Consider the following 16,321-nt stretch of genomic DNA (forward strand, 5'->3'; position numbering starts at 1 on the left):
AGTGAGTTGATGACGGATCACCCAATCAGAATTTCCTTCGCGACACGCCTGCGTAACAGCTTTCTGACCGGCGTTCTCATTCTGGCGCCCGTCACGATCACGATGTGGCTGGTCTGGACCTTCCTGCAATGGGCCGATAGCTGGGTGAAGCCGTATATTCCGACGCGTTACGACCCGGAAGAATATTTCAATGTCGCCATCCCCGGTTTCGGCCTGCTGATTGCCGTCATCGGCATCACGGTCATCGGCTTTCTCGGTAACAATCTGATCGGCAAATGGATCGTCGGTGTCGGCGAATCCATCCTAAACCGCATGCCGCTGGTGCGGCCGATCTACAAAAGCATCAAGCAGCTGTTTGAATCGGTGCTGAAGGAGCATTCCAATTCCTTCAAGCGCGTCGGCATGATCGAGTTTCCGTCGCCCGGCACCTGGGCCATGGTCTTCGTCGCATCCGAGGCCAAGGGCGAGCTTGCCTTCCGTTTCAATGAGTTAGGCCAGGAAATGGTGGCGGTGTTCCTGCCGCCAACGCCTGTTCCGACGGCGGGCTTTCTGCTGTTTGTGCCGAAGGACAAGATCATCATGCTCGACATGTCGCCGGAGGATGCCGCGAAGCTTTTGATTTCCGGCGGTCTGGTCGCCCCCGATTTCGAGCCGCCCAAGGCGCTTGCGCCCGTCTGAAACTGCCTGCATCCGTGGCTGGATCGAATCACGAATTTCCCTCAATGTTGCCTCGAACATTTGGGGGAAACATATGCGCTTTATTCGAAACGGGGTCATTCCGGTCTTCTCGACGATCATCTTCGCCTTCTTCGGTCTCCTGCTGACCGGGTTGCCGGGATACAATATCGTGACGACGCTCGACGGACGGCCTATCGCCGGTGCCCCGACACCTGCGCAGGTCGATGCCATGATTTCGCAAGGAAAGAGGATGGACAGCCACGTCGATTTCTATGGCGTCGTGCTGCCCGGCGAGCCCCTGTTCTGGACGATCGGGATCATTCTGGTGGCAGCGTTCATCGGCTACAAGCTCGGCTCGGCTTTGAAGATCCCGGCTGCCGCATGATTGGTGGGGAGGGGCGCCATGCGCGCCGCTTCCCGTTCTGTCGCGTTGTTACCGCCCCTCAAGCGTCGCCAGTTCTTCCACGCCCACATGGCTCTCCACGGCGCTGCCGCGAAGGTGAAGATAAAGCCCGATGAAGAAGGCAAGCACCGCGATGAAGACCAGGTACCAGGCATGCGCCATGGGGTTGATCGCAAGCGCTGAGCTGACCGCAATTGGCGTCAAGCCGCCGAAGACGGCGTAGGAGACGTTGTAGGCGAAGGAGAGGCCTGAGAAGCGGACCGACGCCGGGAAGGCGCGGACCATTACATAGGGCACCGCACCCGCCATACCGACGGAGAGACCCATCACCGCATAAAGCGCAAACATCGTGGTGAGCGACGTTCCGGCATAGCTGTAAAAGGTGAAGGTGGCGACGCCGAAGAAGATGCTGGCACCCATGAAGAAGATGCCGCTGCCGATGCGGTCGATCAGCGCGCCGGCGATGATCACGCCGAAGATCAGGAACAACGTGCCGAAGCTCGTGCCTGCCAGGGCTTGCGTCGGCGTGTAGCCGTAAAGCTTCTGCAGGAAGGTTGCCGTCATCAGCGTCGTGACGACGATGGCCGCGGACAGCACCCAGGTGAGCAGCGCCGAGACCACGACACCGCGCATATGGTTCTTCAGGACGAGGCTGAGCGGCAGCTTGTCTGAGAGCGATCTGGAGTTCTTCATCTGCGTGAAGATCGGCGTTTCTTCCAGCCAGCGGCGCAGATAGACGGCGATCAGGCCGAAGATACCGCCGATGAGGAAGGGGATGCGCCAGGCATAGCCAGACACGTCTTCCGGCGTGAAGATGGTGTTGATGGCAAAGGCGATGAGCGAGCCGAGCATGATGCCAAAAGACAGGCCGGAGGTCAGCAGACCACAGGCAAGGCCGACGTAGCGGAAGGGAACGTGCTCAGACACGAAGGTCCAGGCACCGGGAACCTCGCCGCCGATGGCCGCACCCTGAAGCATGCGAAGCACGATGAGCAGGATAGGGGCTGCAACGCCGATCGTCGCGTAGGTCGGCATCAGCGCCATGCCGAGCGTGGAGAGCGCCATCAGCAGGATCGAGAAGGCGAAGACGCGCTTGCGGCCATAACGGTCGCCATAATGCGCAAGAATGATGCCGCCGATGGGACGCACGAGATAGCCGGCAGCGAAGATGCCGAAGGTCTGGATCATCACCAGCCAGTCGGGCATATCCGGCGGGAAGAAGAGGTGGCCGATCACGGTCGCGAAGAAGACGAAGATGATGAAGTCGTAGAATTCCAGTGCGCCGCCAAGCGCGGAGAGGCCAAGCGTTCTGTAATCCTGCGCATTCAGCGCGCGGGCGGGAACCGGGGTCGTGGTGGGAGACATGAGCGGTTTCTTCTTTCAGGGATCGTTCCCTGTGCCATGCGGTATAGCCGCCGCTAATTCAAGTCTTTTGTCGGCAGATGTCACAGGCTCTTTTAACGCGTGTCGCAATCTTCAAGATTCGCTCCTTGCGCTTGAGTTGGTCCCTTTACCGCATGTCGTTATCGCAAAACCGCTGCACACTTTTGCGCGGACCATGCTTTAGTTGATCCTGCACAGGATGGCAGTCGTATCGTCCGATTGTTTAAGGCGCGGGTATTTCAGGCCTTCTGGATCGATCTCCCGCTCCAATTGGCGAAGCTCCTTGATCAAGCTCGGCAAACCCGCGGTGACGGCGCGGCGGATGAGGGAGCCCGGCGTGTACTGCCCGTAAAGGCTGACAAGGTCGGCCAGCCCATCGGAGCAGATAATGGCCGTAGCGCCGCCGGCGATGTCGATCGTCGCGGTGGCGATGTGGTCAGCCGTTTCAGGAACGAGGCTCAAGGACCAGACGGTGCCGTCTGCCGTGTTCTGTCGTTCGCGGTTTCGCCGAAGATCGGCGAGCGTCTTTGGATCGCTGGTTGCCATGCCCGCAGCACCGATGCCCCCCAGACGCGCGACATGGGCGCGGGCGGCGGCCTGCTCGCGCTCGAAGGCGTCGGGGAGCGCCATCAGACCTTCCTCGCGACCGTCATCGTGAAGAATGTAGACGACGCTATCGCCGAGGCCTGCAAATTGCAGTCCGTTTGGGATGAGGCGCAAGCCTGCGAGTGCCGCGACCGGCCAGGCATAGCGCGGCTGATCGCCGGCCAAGGCCTCGAAGCTGATCCTTGCATCGTGCGAGATGCGGCGGACGATCTCTGCGAAATCAGCCTCAGGCGTAACCTCGCTCATCAGGCGCTTGGCAGCGAATTCGGCAATCCATGCGGCGTCGGAGCCGAAACCCGTCATGAACTGCTGGTCGCCGAGGCCGGTTGCGCCATCGACGACGAATGCGCTGGAGGCATTCCACGCCAGACGATCTTCGTTGGCGCGCTCTGGCTTGCCGGGATCGCTGATGCTGTCGATGACGTCAATCTGCATGGGTCTCACTCGAAGCGGTTGATGATGCTGATGCCGCTGTCCTTGAAGCTGTCCATGGCGGGTAGCGCAGTGACGGCATCGGTCAGCGAAATATGTTTGCCGATAAGCTTTTGCGGCGAAAGCTTGCCGGTGCGGATCATTGCCAGCATATCGTCATAGCGCCAGGCCTGCATGCCGTGACTGCCATAGATTTCCAACTCATGGGCAATGACGCGTGCCATCGGGATCTGCGGCATGGAATGATCGGCCAGCATCAGGCCCACTTGAATGTGGCGACCGCGGCGGCGGAGATTGCTGATGGAGTTGCAGCAGGTTTGCGGGTGTCCGAGCGCATCGACGGAGACATGCGCGCCGCCGCCGGTCGCATCGCGCACCGCTTCGGTCACATCGGCAACATTGCGGCTGTTGATGGTGACGGTGGCGCCGAGTTCCTTGGCCAGCGCCAGCTTGTCATCGGCAATATCGATCGCGACGATCTGCGCGCCGAGACCGGCGCCGATCATGATGGCGGAAAGGCCCACACCGCCGCAGCCGTGAACCGCGAGCCACTCGCCACCCTTAAGGCGACCTTGATCGACAACGGCGCGGAAGGAGGTGGCAAAACGGCAGCCGAGGCTTGCCGCGGTATCGAAGCTCATCTCATCCGGCATATGGACGAGATTCTGATCGGCGTAATCGATCGCGACATATTCGGCGAAGGAGCCCCAGTGGGTAAAGCCCGGCTGGAACTGCGTTTCGCAAACCTGCTGGTTGCCCGAGCGGCACTCCTGGCAGTGGCCGCAGCCGGAGACGAAGGGAACGGTGACGCGGTCACCGACCTTGAAGCGCATGACATTCTTGCCGACGGCGGAAATCACGCCTGCGAATTCGTGACCCGGCACATGGGGCAGGTGGATGTCGCTGTCATGACCCATCCAGCCGTGCCAGTCGCTGCGGCACAGACCGGTGGCCTTGACTGAAATTACCACGCCGCCCGGCGTGGGTTCAGGGTCCGGCAGGCTCGCAATTTTCGGAGCTTCGCCAAACCGTTCGTAGAATAATGCGCGCATAGGTGCCTCCTGATCTGGCCCGGAGTTACCCGGTTTTTCGGCCCCGAAACAGTGCGCTACTCTGCTACAATCATCAAATCTTCTGATGCAAAGTGCAGCGTGATCCTCTCGCCAATGGCAGGTGGCGCCGTGCCGGGATCGTTGAACATGTCGAAGGAAAGCACGCTGCCGCCGACATCGAGACGGGTGCGAATGACCGAGCCGAGGAAGTGGCTTGAGGTAACGACGCCGGAAATGGCGACATCGCCCTTGGCGCTTTCTGCAAGTGATCCCGCTTCCGGACGAAGCGCAACGGTGACCTTCTCACCATTGGCTTTTGCAAGCGGTTTTTGCAGCGATACTTTCTGATCGCCGATCAGAATCGTGCTCGTCGTTGCATCGACAACAGTGGCATCGATCAGGTTCAGCGTGCCGACAAAGGAGGCGACGAAGCGAGTGGCAGGGTTGTTGTAGATCTCGAAGGGCGAGCCGATCTGGTCGGCGCGGCCGGCATTCATCACCACGATGCGGTCGGAAATTGACAGGGCTTCTTCCTGGTCATGGGTGACGAAGATGGTGGTGATGCCAAGTTTGCGCTGGATCTGACGGATTTCTTCGCGAAGCGACACGCGGATCTTGGCGTCGAGTGCGGAAAGCGGTTCGTCGAGAAGCAGGACTTCCGGCTTTGGCGCCAGTGCGCGGGCCAGCGCAACGCGCTGCTGCTGGCCGCCGGACATCTGGAAGGGATAACGGTCTGCCAGATGTTCAAGATGGATGAGCGCCAGCATTTCCTTGACGCGCGCATCGATTTCCGACCTTGGCTTGCCCGCGACCTTGAGGCCGAAGGCAACGTTTTCGCGGACATTCATGTTGGGAAACAGCGCATAGGCCTGGAACACCATGCCGATATTGCGCTGATTGGGTCGAAGTGTCGTCTGGTCCTTACCATTAATGACGATGGCGCCATCGCTTGGCGTCTCGAAGCCTGCGATCATGCGCAGGACCGTCGTCTTGCCGCAACCGGATGGGCCGAGGAAGGAAACGAATTCACCCTTCTCGATGGCCATGTTGAAGTCATGCACGACCTGCACCGGACCAAAGGACTTCTTAATGTGCGTGAGTGTCAAAAAGCTCATGTAAAATCCTCAGGCCTTGGGAGGCGCGCCCTTCTGGTAGCGGGAGACGAGTTGGATGAGACCGAGGCAACCCCAGGTGATGCCGAAGGAGATAACGGCAAGGGCAGCGGGCTCGTAGGCTCTATTTGCGCCGAGAAGCTGCATATAGGGGCCGAAGGCCGGTCGGTTCAAAAGCGCTGCCATGGTGAACTCACCGATGACGATCGCAAAGGTCAGGAAGGCGCCAGAAAGAACAGCCACCAGCACGTTCGGCAAAATGATCCGGGCAAGAATGGTGGTCCAGCCAGCGCCAAGGCTCTGCGCTGCTTCGGTGAGCGTGCCGATATCGATGGTGCGCAGGCCCGTGTCGACGGCGCGGTACATGTAAGGTAGCGCGAGCGTCGTGTAACCGAACATCAACAGCAGGTTGGTACCGGAGGTCGTACCCGTCAGAGGCAGCCAGCTGGAGGTGTTGTAAAGGCGGATATAGCCGAAGACGATGACGATGGCGGGGATGACGAGTGGCAACAGCGTGATGAATTCGATCACGGGGCGCAGCGTCGGCAGTTTCAGCCGCACCCAATAGGCGGTTGGTACCACCAGCAGCACGCCGAAGACGATGGTGACGAGCGCCATGATGACCGAGTAGGTGAAGGTCTCCTGAAAGCGTGGGTCGCTCAAGACCACGGCATAGGCGTCGAAGGAGTAGACGCCGCGCCGCATCTTCAGCGAGAAGTTCGTCATGCCGATCAGCGGCAGGGCAAAATAGAGGATGCCGAAGAGGAGGGCGCCCCAGGCAAAAATCCGCTTCATTTGAGCCACCTCTCACTGCGCGTGCGCATCCAGATGTAAAGCGTATTGGCGATACAGGTGACGATGATCATGCCGAAGGCCAGCGCATAGCCGAGATTGGGGTTGCCAAGAACGTCACCGCGAATCTGGGCGAAGAGCAGGATCGGGACGATGTTGAGCGAGGAGCCGGTGAGCGCAATCGCGGTTGCGACGGCGCCAAAGGCGTTGGCGAAGAGAAGCGAGAAGGTGCCGAGGATTGACGGCAGCAGGATGGGAAACGCCACCATGCGCCAATATTGCCAGCCGCTGGCGCCGAGAATTTCGGCCGCCTCGCGCCATTCGCGCTTCAGGCCGTCGAGCGCCGGCGTAATGATGAGGATCATCAGCGGGATCTGGAAGAACAGATAGGTGATCGTGAGGCCCCAGAAGGACAGAATATTGAAGCCCATCACGCGCAGGTCGATGCCGAGCTGGGTCTTGAGAAACAGCGTGACGAGGCCGACCGGGCCGAGTGTGGCAATGAAGGCGAAGGCGAGCGGCACGCCTGCAAATTGCGACGCGACACCGGAAAAGGTCAAAAGCGGCGCGCGGATTTTCTGCGGCAAGCCGCCCAGCACGACGGCGGAGGCCACGGCAAAACCAATCAGACAGCCAAGCGCCGCCGAGGCAACGCTGATCTTGATCGATATCCAGTAGGCCGCGAGAATGGAGGGCGTGAAGAGCCCGATGATGTTGTCAAAGGTGAAGCTGCCGTCCGGGCTCTGAAACGCGCCGATGACGATCTTCATCGTCGGCATGATCAAGAAAAGCAGGACAAAAATGGCAAAAGGCAAAATGCCGAGCCATTCGAGCTTCGGCCGATAGCGCCGTTTCACCGGCAGTGCTGTGCCAGTATCTGCTGATGACATGCTGTCCCCACTGCCGCGATCATCGCGGTCTCGTTCTTTATATGCAGCAGGCCGCCCCGGAGTTTTCATGCCGGGGCGGCCATTGGTCTTTACGTCTTACTTGACGTTCGCGCCGACAACCTTGTCCCAGCCGCCGGTAACCGCTGCCTTGTTGGCATCGACATCGTCCAGCGTCGGGAAGGTGGCCTTTTCATAGGCTGCCGGAGGCGGCAGGGCGTCGAGAAGGTCCTTCGGAATCTTGTTGGCCTTGGCAAGCGCGTTGAAGCGGATCGGATGGCAGAAGCCCTTGAGCCAGCCGAGCTGACCGTCGTCGGAGTAGAGGTGCTCCATCCACAGCTTCGCAGCATTCGGATGGGGTGCATAGGCGGAGATGCCCTGCACGTAGACGCCAGCCAGAACGCCCTTTTCAGGAACGACGACTTCGGTTGGCGGGTTGCCGTTCAGGGTCTTTGCCCAGCCGAGAGCGTTGTAGTCCCAGGCAATCACGATCGGGGTTGCGCCCTGAGCAAGCGTCCCGGCCTTGCCGATGACGGGAACGAAGTTGCCAGCCTTGTTGAGGTCTGCGAAGTACTTCAGACCGGCTTCGCCAGCTTCCTTGCCGTCCTTGGCGCCCGTGGAGAGGCCAGCGGCGAGAACGCCGAGGATCGCCTGGTTGGAGGCGCGTGGGTCGCCAGCAAGCGCAACCTGGCCGGCATATTCCGGCTTCAGAAGATCAGACCAGTCCTTCGGCGAATTGCTGACGAGGTCCTTGTTCACGAAGAAGGACATGACGCCGTAATAGTCGCCGTACCAGTAGCCTTCGGCATCCTTGACGTTGTCTGGAATTTCGTCCCAGGTGGAGACCTTGTAAGGCTGCAGAAGGCCTTCCTTCTTTGCCTGCGGACCGAAGGCCAGACCAACGTCGATCACGTCAGGCGCCTGCGGGCCCTTGTTGTCCTTGTTGGCCTTGATGGCTTCGATTTCGTCGGCCGAGCCCGCGTCTGGGTTCAGCTCGTTGACCTGAATTTCCGGGTACTTAGCCTTGAAAGACGCGATGACGTCGCCGTATCCACACCAGTCGTGCGGCAGGGCGATGGTCGTCAGCATGCCTTCTTTCTTGGCAGCTGCGATGAGTTCTTCGCTTGGTGCTGCCGTGGCGATTGCCGTGGTGGCAAGCACGATTGCGGTGGTAAGCGAAAGCAGTCGGCGGCTGTGCGAGATCACTTTAGTTCTCCTCTTCGTGTCTCATGCGTCGGCGGACGCTGTACGTGGCTTGCATGAATGTGATGTGACGGTTGTAAGGGTGCTCATCGCGGTCACGCTAGCCCCGTTTGGGCCTCCTCGCCATCATTACGTCACTTTTTTGTCATGTTGCGGTGTGTGCGACATTTGTCGTTCTGCTTGCGTCTTCTCCCTTTTGTCCCTCAGTCGGTTTCGATCGTCCGGCTTGTCACCCTCGATCGGGTTTTCTGAACAGGCGTGTCTGTTCGAAAAGGCCTTCAAGCGCGTTCATGCGCTGGCGAGTTTCGTCCCATCCATTGCTCTGCACCGCCTCGATCAACGCTTCGACGACGAAGAGGGTGACGACCGAGCTGTCCCATGCCGAAGGCGCTTCGATCTTCACCCGGAAGGTGTGTTTGGCAAAGCGGGAGACAGGCGATGTCCACTGGTCGGTGAACAGAAGAATGCTGACATCGTTGTCATGCGCCACCTGGGCGAGCGTCACCATATCCTGCTCGTAGCGACGGATGTCGAAGATCACCAACACGTCGCCGGCGCTCATGTTCAGCATATATTGCGGCCATGAGCTGGAGTTGGATGACATCAACGCCGTCTTCGGGCGAATGACCTGCATATGGGTGAAGAAATATTCCGCAATCGCGCCGGTGATGCGCCCACCGACGAAATAGATGCCGCGCTTCCGGTCCGAAAGCAATGCGGCCGCATTGTCGAAATCGGCCGTGTCCAGATCGCTCAGCGTGTCGCGCAGATTGTTGGTGATGGCAGCGGCGAAGCGATTGAGGATATGCAAGCCCGGCGCGTTGCTTGCCCATCTGTCATGCTTGGCAATCGGGTTGGAAATGGTGGCTTCGAGCTCCTGGTGAAGGCTTGCCTGAAACTCGGGGTAACCCTTGTAGCCAAGCTTTTGCACCATGCGGGCAACGGTCGGGGTGGAGACGCCAGCATTTTCCGCGACAGTTGTGATGCTGCCGAGGCCGGACACGGGGTAATTCGCGAGCAGGCTCTCCGCGAGCTGCCTTTCGGCGCGCGTCAAACCCTCATAGTGGGTCTGGATGACCTCCGACACCGTCGCAGACGACGTGTTGCTCAAATTCTTCCCCTTTTCCGGTTTTGTCACCGGGTTTTGCGCAAGATTAAGATACGCAGTCACGCCGAAGTCAATCGGAAAAATGAAGAGAAAATTTCAAAAATCCATTTGACACTTCGGGATATGTGAAGAATTCTCTTCGCGTCGTTGGGGAACGGCAAAACCAGATGGGGTACGACCATGACGGTTCGTTCGCAATTTTTCCACGCCGACGAAGGTGACGCAGTCGCGGTGGAAAACGAAATGGGGAAAAGCCGGGTGCTGCTCGTCTGCGAGCACGCCTCGAAAACGCTTCCCGCCCGTTATGGCGATCTCGGTCTTGCCGAGGATGTCTTGTCGAGCCACATTGCCTGGGACCCCGGCGCGCTCGCGGTGGCGCGTCTTTTATCTCAGAAGCTCGATGCAGCGCTCGTTTTCCAGCGGTTTTCGCGGCTGATCTATGACTGCAATCGTCCACCGGAATCGGCCTCCGCCATGCCGGTCGTAAGCGAGATCTATGACATTCCGGGCAACGCCGATCTGGATGAGGCCGAACGGTTTCTCCGAACTGCCGCCCTCTACGTCCCGTTCCATGAAGCCGTGTCCAGCCTCGTCGAAAAGAGGAAGATCCTCGGCATTGAGAGTGTCATCGTGACCATTCACAGTTTTACGCCGGTCTATCATGGGCGGGTGCGCGAGGTGGAAATCGGCATCCTGCATGACAGGGACTCGCGTCTGGCCGATGCGATGCTCGCCGACCGGGAAGGCGCCTCTTTCAAGGTTGAGCGCAATGAGCCCTACGGGCCGGAGGACGGCGTAACCCACACGCTTCGTCTGCACGCGCTGCCGGAAGGTCTGTTGAATGTGATGATCGAAGTTCGCAACGATCTCATCGCAGACGAGGCGGGACAGCGTGCCGCTGCCGACTATTTGGGGGAAAGCCTCGAAAGAGCGCTTGCCAGCATAGGAGACTAGACTTGGATGTCGGCAGGTTACCCTGCCGAAGAATAATGTGCCGTGTGGTCCAGAACGCCAAAAATGGCGCGCGCCAGACGGGATAGGGAACAGCAGATGCATGCGGCCGGTGGGAAGGTCCCGCCAGCCGAACTGGGGCAAAATCGGCCAATCCGGCTGACTGCCTGCTTTTTTCTTGATCAGGAGAGACAAGGCATGGACAGTTCATCATCCGGCGTCAGCTATAAAAAGGCGGACGCATCCTATTTCGAAAAGCGTGGACTATCGCGTTACGCGGGCGTCTGGTCGCTGTGGGCGCTCGGCGTCGGCGCCGTCATTTCCGGACATTTTTCCGGCTGGAATTTCGGCTTTGCGACCGGCGGCTGGGGCGGCATGCTGGTGGCGGGTATCATCATCGCCATCATGTATCTGGGCCTGACCTTTTCCATTGCGGAAATGAGCCCGGCGTTGCCGCACACCGGTGCGGCTTACTCTTTTGCGCGGACTGCGATGGGGCCTTGGGGCGGCTTCATTACCGGGCTTTGCGAAAATGTCGAATATGTTCTCACCCCCGCCGTCATCGTCACTTTCATCACGGCCTATGTGAATTCCATTTTAGGGCTCGATCCGGCCTATTCGCCGCTTCTGTGGGTGTTGTTTTACATCATCTTCCTGGCGCTCAACGTCTTCGGACTTGAGCTCTCCTTCAAGGTGACATTGGTCATCACGCTGATTTCGCTCGGCGTTCTGGTGTTTTTCTGGATCAGCGCCATTCCCAATATCGATTTCTCCCGCTGGGCGCTGAATATCGGCGTCGGGCCGGATGGCAAGGCGGTCGAATTGCCGGAGGGCAATGGCTCCTTCTTCCCGTTCGGCATTTCCGGCGTTCTGGCGACACTTCCATTTGCCGTCTGGCTGTTCCTGGCGATCGAACAGTTGCCGCTCGCAGCCGAAGAGTCGGTCGATCCCAAGCGCGACATGCCGAAGGGCATCATTCTCGGCATCATCACGTTGATGGTTTCCGCCTTCATGATCGTGCTGCTCAATCCATCGCTTCCCGGCGTCGGCGCATTCCACCTCAGTTCGGCGCTGGAGCCGCTGCTGGATGGCTTCAAGGCGGTCTATGGCGATAGCGGCGTGGTGTTGCTGGGTCTGGTGGCTTTGACCGGCCTCATCGCCAGCTTCCACACCATCCTTTATGCGCAGGGGCGGCAGATCTATTCGCTCTCTCGCGCTGGCTATTTCCCGACAGCATTGTCCATCACCCATGCCAAGTTCAAGACACCGCATGTCGCCATGCTAACGGGTGCGATCGTCGGATTGGGCGTCATGATGATCATCTGGTTCGCACTCGGTGCGGAGCAGGGCGGCAGCATCATCGGCAGCGTGTTGCTGAACATGGCCGTGTTCGGCGCGATGTTCTCCTACATCATGCAGGCGATCTCCTTCATTCTGCTGCGCAAGAACCTGCCGCATATCGAACGGCCATTCCGTTCGCCGCTTGGCGTTCCAGGTGCGGTGCTCACCATCATCATCGCCGTCGTGACACTGCTTTATCAGGTGCAGGACCCGAACTTCACCAAGGGTGTGTTGTGGGTGGCGATCTGGTTTGCCGTGGCGATCGCCTATTTCGCCATCATCGGTCGTCATCGCCTGATCCTCTCGCCGGAGGAAGAGTTTGCGATGGAGCACAAGCAGGCTGCACTCAAAGCTTCTGCCGCGAAAGCCTGAAGATCAAAAAGAGAAGGGCGGCGCTCTTAGGGCCGCCCTTTGACAAAAACCAACATAGGGAACAACGAGATCATGACGACCTACACATTCGACGAGTTGAAGAAGGATGTCGCCGAAGGGCGCATCGACACGGTTCTGGCGTGCCTCGTGGATATGCAGGGTCGCCTGATGGGCAAGCGGTTCCAAGGGCAGTTCTTTGTCGAGAGTGCGTATGATGAAACGCATTGCTGTAACTATCTGCTCGCCACCGACATGGAGATGGAGACCGTCCCCGGCTATAGAGCCACGAGTTGGGAGAAAGGCTACGGTGACTACACGCTGAAGCCGGACATGGCGACGCTGCGTCGGGTGCCTTGGCTGGAAGGAACAGCGCTGGTTATCTGCGATGCCTATGATCATCACACCCATGCCGAAGTCCCGCATTCGCCGCGTGCGATGCTGAAAAGCCAGGTGGCCCGGCTCGAGGCCATGGGGCTAAAAGCCTATATGGCAAGCGAGCTTGAGTTTTTCCTCTTCGACCAGAGTTTCGAGTCGGTACGTGCCAGCGGCTATCGCAACCTCAATCCGGCCAGCGCCTACAATGAGGATTACCACATCTTCCAGACCACCAAGGAAGAAGAGGTGATGCGCGCCATCCGCAACGGTCTGCAAGGGGCTGGCATTCCGGTGGAAAACACCAAGGGCGAAGCGTCCGCCGGTCAGGAAGAAATCAACGTGCGCTATGCCGACGCACTGACCATGGCCGACCGCCATGCCATCATCAAGAATGCCACCAAGGAGATCGCCTGGTCCAAGGGCAAGTCCGTGACTTTCCTTGCCAAGTGGAACTATAGCGCTGCTGGCAGCTCCTCGCACATTCACCAGTCTCTCTGGAGCCTGGATGGCAAGACATCGAAGTTCTTCGATAAGGATGCTGATCACGGCATGTCTGAGATGATGAAGCATTATGTGGCGGGGCTTCTGGCGCATGCCAGCGAGATCACCTATTTCCTTGCGCCGTATATCAACTCCTACAAGCGTTACATGGCCGGCACATTTGCGCCGACCAAGGCAGTCTGGAGCATGGACAACCGCACGGCCGGCTATCGTCTGTGCGGCGATGGCACCAAGGGCATTCGCATCGAGTGCCGTGTGGGTGGCTCCGATCTCAATCCGCATCTTGCCATGGCAGCACTGCTTGCGGCCGGCATTGACGGCATCGAGAAGAAGATGGAACTTGAGCCGCAATTCGTCGGCGACGCCTATGGTGGCAAGGAAGTTCGGGAGATACCGAAAACGCTTCGCGACGCCACGGATCACCTGAACGGTTCCGCCATGCTGCGCGGAGCTTTCGGGGACGACGTGATCGACCACTATGTGCGTGCTGCAAAGTGGGAACAGGAAGAATATGATCGCCGCGTGACCGACTGGGAAGTCGCGCGCGGTTTCGAAAGAGCATAACAGGCTAGGAACATATCATGGTCATGATCCAGAATATCTCGCCGATCGACGGCTCGGTCTATGCCGAACGGGAGGCGATGTCGCTGGATGCGGCGCGCGGCGCTGTGTTGAAGGCGCGGGCTGCGCAAAAAGCGTGGGCACGCCGCCCTTTGGAAGAACGCGTTCAACTGGTGTTGAAGGGCGTGGCGCGCCTCAACGAAATGGTGGATGAGGTGGTACCGGAACTGGCCCACATGATGGGCCGCCCGGTTCGCTATGGCGGGGAGTTCAAAGGCTTCAACGAACGCTCGAATTACGTCGCCTCGATTGCCGCCGACGCACTGGCGCCGCTTGTGATCGAGGAGAGTAGCAATTTCGAACGCCGCATCGAGCGCGAAGCGCATGGCGTGGTCTTCGTCATCGCGCCTTGGAACTACCCCTATATGACGGCGATCAACACGGTGGCGCCAGCGCTGATGGCCGGCAATACCGTCGTCATCAAACATGCGGCGCAGACGCTTCTTGTCGGCGAGCGCATGGTGCGCGCTTTTGTCGAGGCGGGTGTTCCCGATGATGTGTTTGTGAATGTCTTCCTCGATCACCAGACAACGTCTGCACTGATCTCAGAAGGGCTGTTCAACTTCGTCAATTTCACCGGATCGGTGGAAGGCGGGCGCGCCATCGAGCGCGCGGCGGCTGGCACCTTTACCGGTCTTGGACTGGAGCTTGGCGGCAAGGACCCAGGCTATGTCATGGAAGATGCCGACCTCGATGCGGCGGTCGATACGCTGATGGATGGTGCGACCTATAATTCCGGTCAGTGCTGCTGCGGCATCGAGCGTATCTATGTCAACGAAGCGCTCTACGAGGCCTTTGTCGAAAAGTCCGTTGCCTGGGTTTCGAACTACAAGCTTGGCAACCCGCTGGAGCAGGAAACGACACTTGGGCCGATGGCCAACAAGCGTTTCGCCAAGGTGGTGCGCCAGCAACTGGCCGACGCGGTTGCGAAGGGTGCCAAGGCGCTCGTCGATCCGAAGCTCTTCGCCGCTGATGACGGCGAGAGCGCCTATGTTGCGCCGCAAGTTCTGATCGATGTCGATCACTCCATGGAGTTCATGACGGAAGAGACCTTTGGCCCGGCTGTCGGCATCATGAAGGTGAAGAATGACGAGGAAGCCATCCGGCTGATGAACGACAGCAAATATGGCCTGACCGCCTCGCTCTGGACCCAGGATGCCGAACGGGCAGGGCGCATCGGCCGCGAGATCGAAACGGGCACCGTCTTCATGAACCGTGCGGATTATCTCGATCCGGCGCTTTGCTGGACAGGCGTCAAGGAAACCGGACGCGGCGGTTCGCTCTCCGTCATCGGCTTCCAGAACCTGACACGTCCAAAATCATACCATCTGAAGAAAGTCACGAAATGAACATCGTCGCAAACTGGAGCTATCCGACCCCCATCAAGCTCGGGCGTGGCCGCATCAAGGAACTGGCGGATGCCTGCAAGACGCTCGGCATCAAGAAGCCGCTTCTGGTCACGGATCGCGGTCTTGCCGGCATGGCGATCACCGGCCATGCGCTGGATATTCTTGACGAGAATGGACTTGGCCGCGCGATCTTCTCCGACGTCGATCCTAACCCGAACGAGATCAATCTCGAGGCGGGTGTGAAGGCCTTCAAGGATGGCGGTCACGATGGCGTCGTGGCCTTCGGCGGCGGGTCGGGCCTTGATCTCGGCAAGGCTGTCGCCTTCATGGCCGGGCAGACGCGGCCGGTCTGGGACTTTGAAGATGTCGGCGACTGGTGGACGCGTGCCAATTCCGATGGGATCGCACCGATCGTAGCGGTGCCGACGACGGCTGGAACGGGTTCGGAAGTGGGACGCGCGAGCGTCATTACCAACTCCAAGACCCATGTGAAGAAGATCATCTTCCATCCGAAATTCCTGCCGGGCGTCGTCATCTGCGACCCGGACCTGACCGTTGGCATGCCGAAGGTCATCACCGCGGGCACCGGTATGGACGCTTTTGCCCATTGCCTGGAAGCCTATTCCTCGCCCTTCTATCACCCGATGAGCCAGGGTATTGCCCTGGAAGGCTTGCGGCTGATCAAGGAGTTCCTGCCTCGGGCTTACAAGGACGGCACGGATATTGAAGCACGCACCAACATGATGACGGCAGCCGCCATGGGTGCGGTCTCCTTCCAGAAGGGTCTCGGCGCGATTCATTCGCTGTCGCATCCGATTGGCGCTGTCTACAATACCCATCACGGCATGACGAATGCTGTGGTGATGCCTGCCGTGCTGCGCTTCAACCGTCCGGCGATCGAAGACAAGATCGTGCGTGCGGCTGCATATCTCGGGATCGAAGGTGGGTTCGACGGCTTCTACGATTACGTGCTGGAGCTTCGCAAGGAACTTGGTGTGCCGGACAATCTCACGGCCATGGGCATCAAGCCGGATCGGATCGACGAGCTGACAGCTGAGGCGATCAAAGATCCGAGCTGCGGTGGCAACCCGGTCGAGATGACGCTGGAGAACACCAAGGCCTTGTTCGAGGCTTGTTTCTGATTGATGGAGGCGG

15 protein-coding genes are annotated in these 16,321 nt (G+C 59.3%); 7 read left to right on the plus strand and 8 right to left on the minus strand.

The window, feature by feature from the left end:
• Positions 1–9 precede the first annotated feature (9 nt).
• Together PVA19_RS09175 and PVA19_RS09180 are read left to right on the plus strand one after the other, a co-directional pair.
• On the plus strand, positions 10–678 hold the full coding sequence (locus PVA19_RS09175) for a DUF502 domain-containing protein (RefSeq protein WP_062426471.1): 669 nt from the start codon (positions 10–12) through the stop codon (positions 676–678).
• Between the two features lie 73 nt (positions 679–751).
• Positions 752–1,063, plus strand: a complete 312-nt coding sequence (locus PVA19_RS09180) for a hypothetical protein (RefSeq protein ID WP_274102146.1) — start codon at positions 752–754, stop codon at positions 1,061–1,063.
• A 48-nt stretch (positions 1,064–1,111) separates the two neighbouring features.
• On the opposite strand, the gene PVA19_RS09185 is transcribed toward PVA19_RS09180, so the two are convergent.
• The 8 genes from PVA19_RS09185 to PVA19_RS09220 all read right to left on the minus strand — a co-directional run bounded on the left by PVA19_RS09185 (position 1,112) and on the right by PVA19_RS09220 (position 9,659).
• Positions 1,112–2,446 (minus strand): MFS transporter, encoded by a 1,335-nt coding sequence (locus tag PVA19_RS09185; RefSeq protein ID WP_274102147.1) that lies wholly within the window; start codon positions 2,444–2,446, stop codon positions 1,112–1,114.
• 198 nt (positions 2,447–2,644) lie between these two features.
• Entirely contained in the window at positions 2,645–3,505 is an 861-nt protein-coding gene (locus PVA19_RS09190; protein ID WP_274102148.1) for a hypothetical protein, read from the minus strand.
• Positions 3,506–3,510: 5 nt separating this feature from the next.
• Complete coding sequence (locus PVA19_RS09195) at positions 3,511–4,554, minus strand: zinc-dependent alcohol dehydrogenase family protein (protein WP_274102149.1); 1,044 nt, start codon at positions 4,552–4,554, stop codon at positions 3,511–3,513.
• Positions 4,555–4,610: 56 nt separating this feature from the next.
• Positions 4,611–5,669 carry an ABC transporter ATP-binding protein gene (locus tag PVA19_RS09200; protein ID WP_062440456.1) on the minus strand — a complete coding sequence of 353 codons (1,059 nt, stop codon included), beginning with the start codon at positions 5,667–5,669 and terminating at the stop codon, positions 4,611–4,613.
• Positions 5,670–5,678: 9 nt separating this feature from the next.
• On the minus strand, positions 5,679–6,461 hold the full coding sequence (locus PVA19_RS09205) for an ABC transporter permease (protein WP_062426477.1): 783 nt from the start codon (positions 6,459–6,461) through the stop codon (positions 5,679–5,681).
• Positions 6,458–7,348: an ABC transporter permease gene (locus PVA19_RS09210; protein WP_062426478.1), complete on the minus strand. Its 891-nt coding sequence runs from the start codon at positions 7,346–7,348 to the stop codon at positions 6,458–6,460. Before PVA19_RS09210 ends, PVA19_RS09205 begins: the two co-directional genes overlap by 4 nt.
• Positions 7,349–7,444: 96 nt before the next feature.
• Positions 7,445–8,551, minus strand: coding sequence for an ABC transporter substrate-binding protein (locus tag PVA19_RS09215; protein WP_062426479.1), 1,107 nt, complete (start codon positions 8,549–8,551; stop codon positions 7,445–7,447).
• Between the two features lie 226 nt (positions 8,552–8,777).
• Positions 8,778–9,659 (minus strand): MurR/RpiR family transcriptional regulator, encoded by an 882-nt coding sequence (locus tag PVA19_RS09220; protein WP_062426480.1) that lies wholly within the window; start codon positions 9,657–9,659, stop codon positions 8,778–8,780.
• Between the two features lie 177 nt (positions 9,660–9,836).
• Between PVA19_RS09220 and PVA19_RS09225 the strand changes: the two genes are divergently transcribed.
• The 5 genes from PVA19_RS09225 to PVA19_RS09245 all read left to right on the plus strand — a co-directional run bounded on the left by PVA19_RS09225 (position 9,837) and on the right by PVA19_RS09245 (position 16,308).
• A complete protein-coding gene (locus tag PVA19_RS09225; RefSeq protein ID WP_274102150.1) occupies positions 9,837–10,610 on the plus strand; it encodes an N-formylglutamate amidohydrolase in 774 nt (257 codons plus the stop codon).
• Positions 10,611–10,805: 195 nt separating this feature from the next.
• Positions 10,806–12,320, plus strand: coding sequence for an amino acid permease (locus tag PVA19_RS09230; protein WP_112956747.1), 1,515 nt, complete (start codon positions 10,806–10,808; stop codon positions 12,318–12,320).
• A 72-nt stretch (positions 12,321–12,392) separates the two neighbouring features.
• Positions 12,393–13,760 carry a glutamine synthetase family protein gene (locus PVA19_RS09235; protein ID WP_062426482.1) on the plus strand — a complete coding sequence of 456 codons (1,368 nt, stop codon included), beginning with the start codon at positions 12,393–12,395 and terminating at the stop codon, positions 13,758–13,760.
• Between the two features lie 17 nt (positions 13,761–13,777).
• Positions 13,778–15,166: an aldehyde dehydrogenase family protein gene (locus PVA19_RS09240; RefSeq protein WP_274102152.1), complete on the plus strand. Its 1,389-nt coding sequence runs from the start codon at positions 13,778–13,780 to the stop codon at positions 15,164–15,166.
• Positions 15,163–16,308 carry an iron-containing alcohol dehydrogenase gene (locus tag PVA19_RS09245; protein WP_274102153.1) on the plus strand — a complete coding sequence of 382 codons (1,146 nt, stop codon included), beginning with the start codon at positions 15,163–15,165 and terminating at the stop codon, positions 16,306–16,308. Before PVA19_RS09240 ends, PVA19_RS09245 begins: the two co-directional genes overlap by 4 nt.
• Positions 16,309–16,321 lie beyond the last annotated feature (13 nt).

The organism is Agrobacterium sp. CNPSo 3708 (genome assembly GCF_028674915.1).
Lineage (GTDB): Bacteria > Pseudomonadota > Alphaproteobacteria > Rhizobiales > Rhizobiaceae > Agrobacterium > Agrobacterium cavarae.

Coding starts and splice junctions, on each gene's coding strand:
- PVA19_RS09175 (WP_062426471.1), top strand. CDS start 10: ATGACGGATCACCCAATCAGAATTTCCTTCGCGACACGCCTGCGTAAC.
- PVA19_RS09180 (WP_274102146.1), top strand. CDS start 752: ATGCGCTTTATTCGAAACGGGGTCATTCCGGTCTTCTCGACGATCATC.
- PVA19_RS09185 (WP_274102147.1), bottom strand. CDS start 2,446: ATGTCTCCCACCACGACCCCGGTTCCCGCCCGCGCGCTGAATGCGCAG.
- PVA19_RS09190 (WP_274102148.1), bottom strand. CDS start 3,505: ATGCAGATTGACGTCATCGACAGCATCAGCGATCCCGGCAAGCCAGAG.
- PVA19_RS09195 (WP_274102149.1), bottom strand. CDS start 4,554: ATGCGCGCATTATTCTACGAACGGTTTGGCGAAGCTCCGAAAATTGCG.
- PVA19_RS09200 (WP_062440456.1), bottom strand. CDS start 5,669: ATGAGCTTTTTGACACTCACGCACATTAAGAAGTCCTTTGGTCCGGTG.
- PVA19_RS09205 (WP_062426477.1), bottom strand. CDS start 6,461: ATGAAGCGGATTTTTGCCTGGGGCGCCCTCCTCTTCGGCATCCTCTAT.
- PVA19_RS09210 (WP_062426478.1), bottom strand. CDS start 7,348: ATGTCATCAGCAGATACTGGCACAGCACTGCCGGTGAAACGGCGCTAT.
- PVA19_RS09225 (WP_274102150.1), top strand. CDS start 9,837: ATGACGGTTCGTTCGCAATTTTTCCACGCCGACGAAGGTGACGCAGTC.
- PVA19_RS09230 (WP_112956747.1), top strand. CDS start 10,806: ATGGACAGTTCATCATCCGGCGTCAGCTATAAAAAGGCGGACGCATCC.
- PVA19_RS09235 (WP_062426482.1), top strand. CDS start 12,393: ATGACGACCTACACATTCGACGAGTTGAAGAAGGATGTCGCCGAAGGG.
- PVA19_RS09240 (WP_274102152.1), top strand. CDS start 13,778: ATGGTCATGATCCAGAATATCTCGCCGATCGACGGCTCGGTCTATGCC.
- PVA19_RS09245 (WP_274102153.1), top strand. CDS start 15,163: ATGAACATCGTCGCAAACTGGAGCTATCCGACCCCCATCAAGCTCGGG.